Below are 12,665 nucleotides of genomic sequence, written 5' to 3' on the forward strand. Positions count from 1 at the left end.
GCCTGGGGGGCCTGGGCGGGAGGGCACGCCGCCGCGTCAGCGGCGGGGGCCGGGGTTCAGGAAGCCGTCAGCCTTGACAGAGGGCGCGACACTGCGCGGTACACGCGCAACAGGAGGCGCCGGGGACGTGGCGCGCGGCGACGGGGAGCCGCGGGCACGACGGGACGCGGCCGTGGGGCCGCTGTGCGGCCGTCCCCGGGGCTGCGTGCATCGTCGTCACCGTCACCGTTCCGCCCCGCGGGGCCTCGCGTCCGTTGCCGTCGTCGGACCGTCCGGTCCGGTCGTCATCCGGGGCGTCCCACCGCGGCACGGGGGGTCGCCGGCCGGCGAGCCGGGCTCGCGCCGGAGCTCATGACCGATCTGCGGCGTAAGTTAGGCACGGCCCACCGGGAATGTCAACGAGGCCGTCTCACATCGTGAGCGGTCCGATGAGACGCGTACGCGTCCCTTGACGCACGGGGTTTGACGACTCGACACTGATGGGCAGGTCACGATCGTCAGCGCCCACGACGCCGCCCCGCGGCGCGGTGGGTCATCGGCCCCGGCCCGCTGACCGGCAACCCTCACATCGCGGTGGGGTGCCCCGGGTGACGACCTGGTCCCGCCGGCGCGGCGGGGCAAGCGCGGTCCCGCGTCCTGCGGGCCCCGAGCCGGGGAGGTGGACATGCCCAGGGCACGAGCCCTCCTCCTCACCCGCCGTCTGCACATCGACTTCCTGCGCGTCTGCAGCTCGTTCGGCGCGGCCGGCTGACCTCCACCCAGGACCTTCAGCCGTCCCGCCGCCGGTGCCCCCACGGGGCGACCGGCGGCCCGCCACGCCTTGGAGAGGGCATGACCGAGACGATCCCGCTCGACCCCGCACTCCACGTCTCCTGTTCGGCGCTGCCGCGCGCGTCCCGTCCCGACCGCTTCCGCAGCCGCATCGGTGTCGACCTCGCCGGCGGCTTCTACCCCGCGCCACGCCGGTACGAGCTGTTCCTGTCGCCGGGGTGCCCGCTCTCGCAACGGGTCGCCGTCACCCTCGACCTGCTGGGACTGCGGGACTCCGTCGTCACGACGCCCGTCATGGCGGGGGCCGCCGGCGACACCGCGCTCGCCGCGCTGCGTGCGGCCTACGAGGCCACGTGGCACCACTACGACGGACCGCTCACCGTGCCCGCGCTGTGCGACCGGTGGACCGGGCGGGTCGTCAGCAACCACACCCCGGACATCCTCGGCGACCTCGCGGGCCGCCTCGGTGCCGAGGGGTGCGCCGTACCTCCGCTGTGTCCCCCGGCCCTCCTGCCCGACATCGAGGCCCTCCGGCACACGGTCGACGCGGGCGTCACTAGAGCCGCCGAACTCGCCGCGGACGGGGCACCGTCCGACCGGGACGCAGCCCTGCGGACCCTGCACGCCACCCTCGACCTGCTGGACCGCCGGCTGGCCTGCGGGCCGTACGTCCTGGGTGGGCACCTGACCGCCGCCGACGTCGACGTGTGGGTGGCCCTCTCCCACCTCGCGAGCGGCCTGCTCTGCTCCTACGGCCACCTCACGGCGTACGTCGCCCGTCTCGGCGGGCACCCGGCGTTCCGTGCGCAGCGGACGGCCGCCGCGCTCGCCTCCGCCCCCTGACGCACGCAGCCGTCCCCGCCCTCGCCACAGGGGCGGAGGGCGGGGACGGCTGCGTGGGTCCGCGCGTCCGGCCGCTCAGGCGTCCTCGGCCGGAAGGGCGTACAGACCGGGGAGGTTGACCACGACGGCCTCCTGGGTGCTGCGGGCGATGACGACCACGGCCTCCTCAGCGAGGTTCGGGTTCTCCTCGCGGTGCGGCACGAACGGGGGGACGAAGACGTAGTCGCCGGGCGAGGTGCGCAGGCGCACCTCCTCGGGCGCGTCGCCCGAGCCGTCCAGGAAGACGAACTCGGGGTGCCCGCTCACCACGTAGATCGCGGTCTCGGACTCGCCGTGGTGGTGGTCGGAGGACGCCGTCGCCGGGGCCACGTGGGTCTGGCCCATCCACAGCTTCTCGGAGCCCACGGTCCGCCCGCTGACGGCGGCGAACCTGCGCATCCCGCCGGTCTGCGCCGTCTCGCCGTCCAGGGCGTCCGCGCGGATGTGGTGCAGCCGGGTCCGCAGGGACGCGGCCGCCTGCCCGGGCGCGTCGTGGAGATGGGGATGGAAGCCTTCACCGGGGTTCGTCAGGGGCTCGCTCATGGCCGGGACGCTAGAGCGGCCCCGAAAAGGATGTCAAGAAGTGTCCTTTGCGCTTCACCTGCGGCAATGCTGCCGCAATGTACGGAGCACGGCAGCCGAACCCCCGGGCCGCGCGGACCGGTTGGGGCATGATGGGCCCATGCATATCTCCGCGAAGGCGGACTACGCCACGCGGGCTCTGCTGGAGCTCGCCTGTGAGCCTGCCCGCCCCCTGACCTGCGAGGCCATCGCCTCCGCGCAGCAGATCCCGTTCCGCTTCCTGAAGTCCGTGGTGAGCGAACTGCGCAAGGCCGGGCTGGTGCGCAGTCAGCGCGGCTGCGAGGGCGGCTACTGGCTCGGCCGGCCCGCCGGCGAGATCACCCTGCTGGACGTGGCGCGCGCCGTGGACGGCGAGTTGATCACCCTGCGGGGGGAGTCGCTGGCCGGGCTCGGCTACCCCGGTCCGGCCGCCGGGCTGCCCGGGGTGTGGCGCCAGGTCGAGGCGGGCGCGGCGGCGGTCCTCGGCGGGGTGACCCTCGCCTCGCTCCTGCCGGCGGCCGCCGCGGAACGGCTGGACCGGAAGGGAGCCGCGTGACGGCCCCGCCTCCCCCACCCGCCGTGGAGGTGGTGGAGTACACCGATCCGCTGTGCCCCTGGGCCTGGGGGTCGGAACCGGTGTTCCGCAGGCTGCGGGCCGCACTGGGCGGCCGGGTGCGCTGGCGCCGCGTGCACGGCGTCCTGTTCGACGTCGACGACGACCCACCGCCCGACCCGGCCGCGGAGACCGCCTGGTACGCGCGGCACGTCGAGGAGATCAGCGCGCACACCCGGGCACCGCGGGCGGAGCGGCTGAGCCGGGTGGCGGCGAGTTCCTGGCCCGCCTCGCTGGCCGCCAAGGCGGCCGAGCTGCAGGGCGAGGAGGTGGCCGGGCGGGTGCTGCGCCGGCTCCGGGAGACCGTGTTCGTGCTCGGGGAGCCGGCCGACACGCCCGCGCTCGCGCTGGCCGCCGTACGGGGCGCGCCGGGACTGGACCCGGTGCGGCTCGCGGCCGACGCGGCGGCCGACCACGTCCTGGCACGGGTACGGGCCGACCGGGCGGAGACACGGCGCCCGGTGCGCGAGGTGCTGGCGGCGCACGGCCCGTCGCCGCACCCCGGAGCGGCGAAGGAGACCGGCGACGGCGGGTACCGGTACGCGCTGCCGACCCTCCTCGTACGCGCACCGGCCGGGCAGCACGTGGTGCCCGGCTGGCGGCCCTACGAGGAGTACGCCTCCGCCGTCGAGGAGTTGTGCCCGGGACTGCTGCGGACCCCGGATCCGCTGCCGCCGGACGAGGCGCTGCGGCGCTACCGGAGCCTCACCGATCCCGAGCGGGCCCTGCTGGTCACCGGGGCCTGGCCGCCACCGGACGCGGTCCGGGTGGACACCGGGAACGGCCCCCTGTGGCTGCACCCCGAGGAGGCCGCGACGCACCCGGCCACCGCTCGCGGTGCCCGCGCCGCGCTCTGATCCGCCGTCACGGACCCGTCCCGCCAAATGAGACACCAATTGGTGTCTATTGACAGCCGCTCGCGGCGCTCGCCAGGATGAGCAGCATGCTCACGACGCACCCCGGTGTGGTGTGCCGCTACGTGGACCTGCGGCGCACCTGCAGCGCCCTCTGTCGCTGACCGGCCGCCGCCCACGGCCCACAGGCGCCTGACCGCATCCGTCAGCACCGGCCGCGCCGCCGCCCCGTCGAGCCGCGCCCGCCGTCCGCGCCGCCCCTTCCGCGCTTCGCCGCCTTCTCCCACCGCATCCCGGTGAGCCCCCGCGTACCCCCGGACGCCCTGCCCTGAGCGCGGCGTGCCCGGCGTCTGCCCGCCAGACCCCGTCGGCACGGCCGTCCCGGCACGGGACGGCGGCGGGCGCGGGTGCGCGCCGTGCCCGCCGCCACGCCCCCGCCTGCCCTGAGCCGGTCCGGGGGCCCTCGAAGAAAGCACTCACATGCCCGGACGACTCACGCCCAGCCGCCCCGGACCCGCCTCCCCCGCCGCCCGGCGCCCGGGCCGGCTGCGCACCGCGGCCCTCGGAACCGCCCTCGTCTCCGTCCTCGTCCCCGCCCTCGGCGCGTGCGGCGGCGGCGCCGGCGCGTCGACGGGGAGCGCCACACTGAAGTGGGCCTCCTCCTACTTCCCCGCCCACTGGGACCCGGTGGTCTCCGGCAGCGGCGCCCAGTTCCGCCAACTCGCCCTCGTCTACGCCTCGCTGACGCGAACCGACGAGAACGGCAAGGCCGTCCCCGACCTCGCGAAGAGCTGGGAGTACAACGACAAGGGCGACGAGATCACCTTCCACCTCCGCCCCGGTCTGAAGTTCAGCGACGGCGAGCCCGTCGACGCGGCAGCGGTCAAGGCGGCGATCGAGCGGGCCAAGAAGCAGAAGAACTCGGCGCTCTTCGGCGACCTGACCTCGATCGCGTCGGTGGACGCCGACGGCCTGGACGCGGTCGTCCACCTCACCCAGGTCGACTACCAGATACCCCAGTTGCTCGGTGAGCGCGTCCTGCAGATCGCCAGCCCCAAGGCGGCCGCGGCCCCTCAGAAGCTGGACCAGAACCCCGTCGGCGCCGGTCCGTTCGTGGTGAAGCAGCTGATCCCCGGCACCAAGGTGCTGCTCAAGAAGAACCCGGACTACTGGGACGCGAAGAACATCCACATCGACGACGTGGAGCTCACCTCCGCCCCCGACCCCTCGACGGTCGTCTCCGGCCTCCAGACCGGCGTCTACAACTTCGCCGACCTCGAACCGAGTCAGGCGGAGGCCGCCGAGAAGGCCGGCCTGGACGTCTTCGTGCAACCCGGTTTCAACGCCTCGAACCTCAGCCTCAACGTCAACAAGGCGCCGTTCGACGACGACAGGGTCGTCGACGCCGTCCGCCACGCGGTCAACCGCGAGGAGTTCGTCGACAAGCTGACCTTCGGCTACGGAGAGGCGACCGACCAGCCCTTCCCGCCGGGGTACGTGGCCTACGACCCGAAGTCCCGGGACCCGTACCCGTACGACCCGGCGACGTCCCGCAAGCTGCTCGCCGAGGCCGGCCACAAGGCGGGCGACATCAAGCTCGACCTCGTCATCCCGGCGGAGGACCCGCAGGCCGAGATCGTGCAGGCGCAACTGGCCGCGGTCGGCATCACCGTCCGCATCAAGGTCGACAAGAACTGGGCCACCCCGTTCTTCGCCAAGGACCTGACGTTCTCGCTCTACGGCACCACCGGGCGTGACTCCGCGGTGCAGACCCTCACCGCGCACTTCGGGCCCAACGGCCCGCTGAACCTGAGCACTCCGTACGAGCCGGCCGGCTTCGACGCGGCCGTGGCCAAGGTCCGCCGCACGCCCCTTGACTCCCCCGACTACGTGGGGAACCTCCAGGCGGCGACCCGCGCCGGGCTGAAGAGCAAGGCCCTGGTCTTCACCTACTCCTCGCCCAACCTCTTCGCCAAGAGCAAGGCGATCTCGGACCTGCCGAAGAACCCGGCCCACATCGACTGGACCGGCGTGACCATCGCCGGCGGCAGCTGACCACCGTCCACCACTCAAGGGGAGGCAACCTCATGACGACGACCGCCGCGCCGGTCGCCCTCACCCCCCGTCGCGGCGTCGCCGCGGCCAGGGCCCGGCACGCCGCGGGCCGGGTCCTGGCCGCCCTCGCCCGGTCCGTCGCGATCATCGTGCCCGTGTTCCTGGTCGCGACCTTCGTGACCTTCGCGCTGCGGGCGCTGAGCGGGCTCAGCCCCGCACGGATCCAGCTGGGCGAGGACGCGACACCGGAGGCCATCGCCCGGGTCGAGGCCCAGTGGGGGCTCGACCGGCCGTTCCTGGTCCAGTACGGGGACTGGCTCGACGGCATCCTGCACGGGCGGCTCGGCACCAGCTGGGCCAACGGCGCCGACATCTCCACCCTCATCGGGCTCGGCCTGGGCGTCAGCCTCTCGGTCGCGACGCTGGCCCTGCTCATCGGGGTGGTCGTGGGCTTCGCGCTGGGCACGGTGGCGGCGCTGCGCAGCACCACCTGGATCGACCGTGCGATCACCGGATTCGTCACGGTCGTCTCGGTGATGCCGGCCTTCGTGGTGGGCATCGTGCTGGTCGTCGTCTTCGCCGTCGGTCTCCACTGGTTCCCCTCCGGCGGCTACGTCCCGGCGGAGCAGGGCGTCGGGCCGTGGCTGGCCCACATCACCCTCCCGGCGATCGCGCTGAGCTTCGACGTGGTCGCCGACGTCGCCCGCCAGCTGCGCGCGGGCCTCGTGGCGGCCCAGCGCGAGAACTACGTGACGGGCGCGGTGGTGCGCGGCCTGAGCCCGCGGCGGATCTTCTTCGGCCACGTCCTGCGCAACGGCCTCGGTCCGGCGCTCGCCACCCTCGGACTGAAGTTCCCGGCCCTGGTGGGTGCCTCCGTCGTCACCGAATGGATCTTCGGTCTGCAGGGCTTCGGCAGGTTCGCCAACGACGCGGCCCAGGCCGGGGACGTACCCGCCGTCCAGGGCGTCCTCGTGGTGTCGATCGTCCTCGTCGTCTCCTTCAACCTGATCGTCAACCTGGTGCTGGCGCGCGTGACGCCGGCGTCCCAGCGGGGGGTCTGACCATGGTGCGCCGCGTCCTCTCCCTCACCTCCGGCCGGATCGCCGCGGTCGTCCTGACCGTGATCGCGCTGCTGGCGCTGCTCGGTCCCTGGCTCGCACCGCACGATCCCCTGGCCACCGGCGACAACACCCTGGCCGCCGCCTCGGCCTCGCACTGGCTGGGCACGGACTACCTCGGCCGTGACGTCCTCAGCCGGCTCCTGGACGGCTCGCGCGTCAGCGTGCTCGGTTCGCTCGAAGTCGCCCTGACGGCCCTGGTCGTCGGCGCGGTGCCCGGCATCCTGTCCGTCTACTGGGGCCGGGTCTTCGAGTGGACGACCCTGCGCCTGGCCGACACGCTGGTCGCGCTGCCCTTCCTGCTGTTCGCCGTCGCCGTGGTCGCGCTCCTCGGCAATGGCCTCACCCAGGCCATGCTGGTCACCGGCGTGCTGGTGTCACCGCTGTTCTACCGGGTGGCCCGCGCCGCCACCCTGGCCGTGGCGCGCTCGCCGTACGTGGAGGCGGCGCTCGTCTCCGGTGCCTCGACGGGCTGGATCGTACGCCGCCACGTGTGGGGCAAGATCCTCCCGCCGGTCGCGGTCGCGCTCGCCCAGACCATCGGCGTCGGTTTCGTGATCGTCTCCAGCCTGACCTTCCTCGGGATCGGCGTGCAGCCACCGGCTCCCACCTGGGGCGGCCTGCTCGCCTCCGACCTGGGCTACCTCAGCCACCAGCCGTGGGCCCCGGTGGCCCCCGCCCTGCTGATCATGGCCACCGTCTGGGCGAGCAACCTGCTCGCCGACGCGATCCGCGACGTCTCCGGCGAGGCGGGACGCGCACTGCTCGACCGCCGCAGGGCCCGCGCCAACCGCCTCGACAAGACCGACCCCGCCCCCTCCGGAGGTGCGCGATGACGACCGTGTCCGAAGGACTGCTCCCCCGGCCTGCCCCGGGCGCCGCGCCGGACACCCCGGCACCGCCGGTGCTGTCCCTCCGCGACGTGCGCATCGGCGACCGCGCGGGCGACCACGAGATCGTCCACGGGGTGAGCTTCGACCTCGCACCCGGAAAGGCGGTCGGCATCGTCGGGGAGTCCGGCAGCGGCAAGACCCTCACCTGCCGCGCGGCACTCGGCATCCTGCCCGCGCACTTCGAGGTCACCGGTGGGTCGATCGAGATCGACGGCACCGACATCGCCACCCTGACACGGGCTCAGTGGACGGTCCTGCGGGGCGCCACGATCAGCGCGGTCTTCCAGGACCCGGCCTCCTACCTCAACCCCTCGATCCGGGTCGGCGCGCAGATCGCCGAGGTCGTGCGCGCCAAGAAGGGGCAGCGGCGCCGCGAGGCCCGCCGGCAGGCCGTCGAGCTGCTGCGGACGGTGCAACTGCGCGATCCGGAGCTGGTCTACGGCAGTTACCCCCACGAGTTGTCCGGGGGCATGCTCCAGCGCGTCCTGATCGCGGCGGCGATCGCCGCCGGCCCGCGGATCCTCATCGCCGACGAGGCCACCACCGCCCTCGACGTCACCGTCCAGGCCGGGATCCTCGACATGCTCGCCGAACTGCGCGAACAGGCGGGGCTGGCCCTCGTCGTCGTCTCCCACGACCTCGCGGTCGTCGCCCAGCTCTGCGACGAGGTCGTCGTCCTGCGGGAGGGCGAGGTGGTCGAGCAGGGCCCGACCCGCGCGGTGCTGCACGACCCGCGGCACGAGTACACCCGTCTGCTGATCGCCGAACACGAGCAGTACGGCCTGGAGAAGTTCCTCACCGTGAAGGAGGACGCATGACCGGCGCGCCGCCGCGGACGACGCCGGCCGGCGGTGCGGACCCCGCCGGCCCCGTGCTGGAGATCACCGGCCTCGACGTGCACTACGGCCTGCGCCGCCGGCGCCGCCAGGCACTGCGCGGGGTGTCCCTGACCGTCGCGCCCGGCGAGGCCGTCGGCCTCATCGGCGAGACGGGATCCGGGAAGTCCACCCTGGCCCGGGCCGTGCTCGGCCTGGTGCGCGCCTCGGCCGGGTCGGTCGTCGTCGGCGGGGAGGACGTCACCCGGCACGGCCCGCGCCAGTGGCGCGCCCTGCGCCGCCGAGGCGTCGTCCAGTACGTCTTCCAGGACCCCCTGCGCAGCCTCGACCCGGACCTCACCGTCGAGGAGTCCCTCACCGAACCGCTGCTCCTGCAGGGCGTCCCACGCGAGGAGGCGGCCGACCGGGCGCGGGCGTTCCTCCCCCGCGTCCGCCTGCACGAGGAGCTCCTGGCCCGGCTGCCCGGGGAGCTCTCCGGCGGGCAGCGCCAACGGGTCGCGGTGGCCCGGGCGCTGGTCACCGGACCGCGCCTGGTCATCCTCGACGAACCGGTGAGCGCCCTCGACGCGGCCAACCGCGTGCAGGTCCTGGAGATCCTCAAGGAGCTCCGCGCCTCCGGAGTGGCCCTGGTCTTCATCTCCCACGACCTCGGCTCCGTGGCCGGGGTCTGCGACCGCGTCGCCGTGCTCCACCAGGGCGAACTGGTCGAGGTCGGCACCACCCACGACGTCGTCAACCACCCCCGCCATCCCTACACGCGCCTGCTCGTCGGCTCGGCGCCCACCCTGCGTTCCGCCCCGGCGGACCGGGCCGAACGCGAAGCGCTGCGCGCCCTGCTGCGCACCTGACCCCACGACAGACAGGAACAGCCACCATGTCCCGCAGGATCCACCTCGCGCTCCACCCCTACGGCGTCGGCGGCCCCGGCCAGCACGGCCTGTGGAAGGACGCCCGAGTCGCCAAGAACGCCAGCACCGACATCAACTACTACATCGCGCAGGCCAAAGCGGCCGAACACGCCCTCTTCGACGCCCTGTTCATCGTCGACAGCCAGTTCATCAACGCCACCTACCCCGCCCACTACCTCAACCGGTTGGAGCCGCTGACCCTGCTGTCGGCGGTCGCCACGCACACCCGTCACGTCGGGCTGGTCGGCACGGCCAGTTCGACGTACAACTCGCCGTTCAACCTCGCCCGCCGCTTCGCCTCGCTCGACCACATCAGCGGCGGCCGCGCCGGCTGGAACGTCGTGACCAGCTTCGACACGGGCACCTCCAGGAACTTCGGGTTCGACGAGCACCTGGACTACACCTCCCGTTACGGCCGTGCCCTGGAGTTCGTCAAGGTCGCCCGCGGCCTGTGGGACTCCTACGAGGACGACGCCTTCCCGGCCGACGTGGAACGGGGCGTCTTCCTCGACCCGGCCAAGCTGCACGCGCTCGACCACGAGGGCGAGCACTTCAGGGTCGCCGGCCCCCTCAACCTGTCCCGGTCCCCGCAGGGCCAGCCCGTGATCTTCCAGGCCGGCGTCTCCGAGGAGGGCCGCGACCTGGCCGCCCAGGTGGCCGAGGGCATCTACGCGCCCGGGGGCACACTCGGGCAGGCGCAGGAGTACTACGCCGACATCAAGCAGCGCACCGCCTCCTACGGCCGCGACCCCGACCACATCAAGATCTTCATCCACGGCGGACCGGTGGTCGCCGCCACCGACGAGGCCGCCCGGCGCCGCGAGCGGGAGATCTTCGAGGAGGACAACGACTTCGACCGCAACCTCGCGCTGCTCGGGCGTTCCTTCGGCGCCTACGACTTCAGCGTGCACGACCTGGACGCGCCCTTCCCCGACGTCGAGCACCTCGCCGAGAAGGGCGGACGCACGGGCGCGGCCAGGATCATCGAGCGGGCCAGGGCGGAGAACCTGACCCTGCGCCAGGTCGCCCAGTCGGTCAACGAGTTCCGCACCTCCCCCTTCGTCGGATCGCCGCGGACCGTCGCCGACACCATCGAGCAGTGGTTCGACGCCGGCACCTTCGACGGCATCAACCTCGCCTTCCGCACCACCGACGAGCTCGAACTCTTCGTGGACGGCGTCGTGCCCCTCCTCCAGAAGCGCGGCCTGTTCCGCACCGAGTACGAGGCCGACACCCTGCGCGGCAACCTCGGCCTGCCGGTCCCCGCCAACCGCCACACCCGCGAGCGCCTGCTCGTGGCCGACTGAGCACGGGACGGGACGGACAAGGCCATGACCACCGAGCACCCGCGCCTGCGACTCGGCTTCCTCACCCACGTGCAGGGCCGCGACGACGACCCGGTCCGCACCTACCGCAACGCCCTGGAACTCTTCGTCGCCGCCGACGAACTCGGCTTCGACGCCGGATGGGTGGCCCAGCACCACGTCTCCCTCGGCGGCGGGGGGCTGTCCTCGCCCTGGACGTTCCTCGCCCACGCCGCGGCACGCACCACCCGGATCCGGCTCGGCACCGCCGTCACCATCCTCCCGCTGGAGGACCCGATCCGGCTCGCCGAGGACGTCGCCACCGTCGACACCCTCAGCGGCGGCCGCGTCGAGATCGGCGTGGGCAGCGGCTACAACGGCCTGGAGTACGCCGCCTTCGGCCGGGACGTCGCCCGCAAGCGCGAACTGACCAGCGAACACCTCGACGTACTGCGCAGCGCGCTGGCACGTGAGGAGGTCGGCGCGCCCGGCTTCCGCATCCAGCCGGCCGCCGGCGACTTCGGCGACCGCATCTGGCAGGGCGCCTTCAGCACGCAGGGCGCCGCGTACGCGGCGGCCGCCGGGTCGAACCTCCTGCTCAACCGGGCGGCGTACGGCTTCGACTCCCCGACCGACGCGGTGCAGCGACCCTGGGCGGACGCGTACCTCGACGCCTGGGACCGGCCGCGCCGACCGCGGATCGGGCTGTCGCGGTTCGTGTTCCCGGCCAAGGACCGGCGGACGGCGCTGGGGCAGATCGGCGAGGACGTCCACCGGGCGGCGCTCCGTATGGCGGAGGGCGGCGCCTTCCCGAAGGGCCTGGACCTGGACGAGGCGCTGCGCCGCTTCCACTCCTTCTTCGGGCATCCCGAGGAGATCGTCGCGTCGCTGCGGCGGGAGCGGGTCCTGCCGGTCGCGACCGACCTGATCACCCAGTTCAACCCCGCCGTCCCCGACCACGACGCTGCGTTGCGCGCCCTGGAGCTCATCGCGACCGAAGTGGCGCCGGCGCTGGGCTGGCGGCGCGCGGCCGAACCCGAGCCCCGGCCCGAGCCGGCAGGAGTCTGACATGACCGAGCAGACCGAGCGCATCGACCACGCCGACCACACCGACCACCACGGGCCCCAGGGCCTGCTCGTCCGCGGCACGGTCGTCGTGGTGCCGGGCCGCGGCGAGACACGGGCGACCTACGCCCGCTTCGCCCGGCGGCTGGCCGCCGACGCCTACCGCGTACGGGTCGTCGACCCCCCGGAGCCGGACGCGGACGACCCGGCCGGTTCCCTGACCCGGTTCGGCGAGCGCCTCGCGGACGCCGTCGAGGGCACCGCCGCCGAGGGCGCGCCGGCCGCCCCCGTCGTCCTGGTGGGCGCCGACTCCGGCGCCGTCGCCGTCGCAGCGCTCCTGGGCCGCCCCGGCCGGGCCGGCGTCCGGCCGGACGGCGTCGTCCTCGCGGGGCTTCCCGGCCGGGCGGCCCCCGCCGAGGACGGCGGCTGGGACGGGGAGCTCGACGTCCGCACGTCCTGCCCCACCCACCGCGACACGCTCACCCGGGACCCGCGCGTACGCCGGGGCTCGCTGGGCGAGGCGGTGCCCGACGCCCTGCTCACCGCCGCGTACGAGGCCGAACTCGCCCCTCCCGCGCTCTTCCTCGCCGGTGACGCCGACCCGCTCGCCGATCACGACGCGCTCGCGCGCGCCGCCAAGTCCCAGCTCCGCGCCCGGCTTTCGGTCGTCCGCGGCGCCCACCACGACGTGCTCAACGACGTACAGCACCGCTCGGTGGCAGCCGAGGTCGTCACCTTCCTGGAGACGCTGCGCAACGGGCTGGTGCCCGTCGTGGCCGTGGAATCCAGCACCTGGTGACCGCGC

12 protein-coding genes and 2 riboswitches are annotated in these 12,665 nt (G+C 73.9%); of the genes, 11 read left to right on the top strand and 1 reads right to left on the bottom strand.

Features of this window, described 5'->3' with window-relative positions; translation table 11 throughout:
- Positions 1-279: 279 nt before the first annotated feature.
- Positions 280-357: riboswitch (SAM riboswitch) on the bottom strand.
- 169 nt (positions 358-526) lie between these two features.
- Positions 527-630, top strand: a riboswitch (SAM riboswitch).
- A 201-nt stretch (positions 631-831) separates the two neighbouring features.
- Positions 832-1,614, top strand: a complete 783-nt coding sequence (locus tag OG937_04795; GenBank protein ID WUD71044.1) for a glutathione S-transferase C-terminal domain-containing protein — start codon at positions 832-834, stop codon at positions 1,612-1,614.
- A gap of 75 nt (positions 1,615-1,689) precedes the next feature.
- Here OG937_04795 and OG937_04800 read toward each other — a convergent pair whose 3' ends face one another.
- Positions 1,690-2,196 (bottom strand): cupin domain-containing protein, encoded by a 507-nt coding sequence (locus tag OG937_04800; GenBank protein ID WUD71045.1) that lies wholly within the window; start codon positions 2,194-2,196, stop codon positions 1,690-1,692.
- Positions 2,197-2,335: 139 nt separating this feature from the next.
- Between OG937_04800 and OG937_04805 the strand changes: the two genes are divergently transcribed.
- The 10 genes from OG937_04805 (at position 2,336) to OG937_04850 (ending at position 12,659) form a co-directional block, all read left to right on the top strand.
- Positions 2,336-2,770: an Rrf2 family transcriptional regulator gene (locus OG937_04805; protein ID WUD71046.1), complete on the top strand. Its 435-nt coding sequence runs from the start codon at positions 2,336-2,338 to the stop codon at positions 2,768-2,770.
- A complete protein-coding gene (locus OG937_04810) occupies positions 2,767-3,684 on the top strand; it encodes a DsbA family protein (GenBank protein WUD71047.1) in 918 nt (305 codons plus the stop codon). The genes OG937_04805 and OG937_04810 overlap by 4 nt, the downstream gene beginning before the upstream one ends.
- 477 nt (positions 3,685-4,161) lie before the next feature.
- Positions 4,162-5,736: an ABC transporter substrate-binding protein gene (locus OG937_04815; GenBank protein WUD71048.1), complete on the top strand. Its 1,575-nt coding sequence runs from the start codon at positions 4,162-4,164 to the stop codon at positions 5,734-5,736.
- 32 nt (positions 5,737-5,768) lie between these two features.
- Complete coding sequence (locus OG937_04820; protein ID WUD71049.1) at positions 5,769-6,797, top strand: ABC transporter permease; 1,029 nt, start codon at positions 5,769-5,771, stop codon at positions 6,795-6,797.
- Between the two features lie 2 nt (positions 6,798-6,799).
- Complete coding sequence (locus OG937_04825; GenBank protein WUD71050.1) at positions 6,800-7,690, top strand: ABC transporter permease; 891 nt, start codon at positions 6,800-6,802, stop codon at positions 7,688-7,690.
- Positions 7,687-8,565 (top strand): ABC transporter ATP-binding protein, encoded by an 879-nt coding sequence (locus tag OG937_04830; GenBank protein WUD71051.1) that lies wholly within the window; start codon positions 7,687-7,689, stop codon positions 8,563-8,565. The genes OG937_04825 and OG937_04830 overlap by 4 nt, the downstream gene beginning before the upstream one ends.
- Positions 8,562-9,431, top strand: coding sequence for an ATP-binding cassette domain-containing protein (locus OG937_04835; protein ID WUD71052.1), 870 nt, complete (start codon positions 8,562-8,564; stop codon positions 9,429-9,431). The genes OG937_04830 and OG937_04835 overlap by 4 nt, the downstream gene beginning before the upstream one ends.
- A 26-nt stretch (positions 9,432-9,457) precedes the next feature.
- Positions 9,458-10,798: an NtaA/DmoA family FMN-dependent monooxygenase gene (locus OG937_04840; protein ID WUD71053.1), complete on the top strand. Its 1,341-nt coding sequence runs from the start codon at positions 9,458-9,460 to the stop codon at positions 10,796-10,798.
- A 24-nt stretch (positions 10,799-10,822) separates the two neighbouring features.
- Positions 10,823-11,863: an LLM class flavin-dependent oxidoreductase gene (locus tag OG937_04845; protein WUD71054.1), complete on the top strand. Its 1,041-nt coding sequence runs from the start codon at positions 10,823-10,825 to the stop codon at positions 11,861-11,863.
- A 1-nt stretch (position 11,864) separates the two neighbouring features.
- Positions 11,865-12,659 (top strand): lysophospholipase, encoded by a 795-nt coding sequence (locus OG937_04850; protein WUD71055.1) that lies wholly within the window; start codon positions 11,865-11,867, stop codon positions 12,657-12,659.
- Positions 12,660-12,665: the final 6 nt, after the last annotated feature.

This window comes from Streptomyces sp. NBC_00510 (genome assembly GCA_036013505.1).
Lineage (GTDB): Bacteria > Actinomycetota > Actinomycetes > Streptomycetales > Streptomycetaceae > Actinacidiphila.

Bases quoted from the DNA above. Each gene is read 5' to 3' on its own strand.
- OG937_04795 (WUD71044.1), top strand. From the start codon at position 832: ATGACCGAGACGATCCCGCTCGACCCCGCACTCCACGTCTCCTGTTCG.
- OG937_04800 (WUD71045.1), bottom strand. From the start codon at position 2,196: ATGAGCGAGCCCCTGACGAACCCCGGTGAAGGCTTCCATCCCCATCTC.
- OG937_04805 (WUD71046.1), top strand. From the start codon at position 2,336: ATGCATATCTCCGCGAAGGCGGACTACGCCACGCGGGCTCTGCTGGAG.
- OG937_04815 (WUD71048.1), top strand. From the start codon at position 4,162: ATGCCCGGACGACTCACGCCCAGCCGCCCCGGACCCGCCTCCCCCGCC.
- OG937_04820 (WUD71049.1), top strand. From the start codon at position 5,769: ATGACGACGACCGCCGCGCCGGTCGCCCTCACCCCCCGTCGCGGCGTC.
- OG937_04825 (WUD71050.1), top strand. From the start codon at position 6,800: ATGGTGCGCCGCGTCCTCTCCCTCACCTCCGGCCGGATCGCCGCGGTC.
- OG937_04830 (WUD71051.1), top strand. From the start codon at position 7,687: ATGACGACCGTGTCCGAAGGACTGCTCCCCCGGCCTGCCCCGGGCGCC.
- OG937_04835 (WUD71052.1), top strand. From the start codon at position 8,562: ATGACCGGCGCGCCGCCGCGGACGACGCCGGCCGGCGGTGCGGACCCC.
- OG937_04840 (WUD71053.1), top strand. From the start codon at position 9,458: ATGTCCCGCAGGATCCACCTCGCGCTCCACCCCTACGGCGTCGGCGGC.
- OG937_04845 (WUD71054.1), top strand. From the start codon at position 10,823: ATGACCACCGAGCACCCGCGCCTGCGACTCGGCTTCCTCACCCACGTG.
- OG937_04850 (WUD71055.1), top strand. From the start codon at position 11,865: ATGACCGAGCAGACCGAGCGCATCGACCACGCCGACCACACCGACCAC.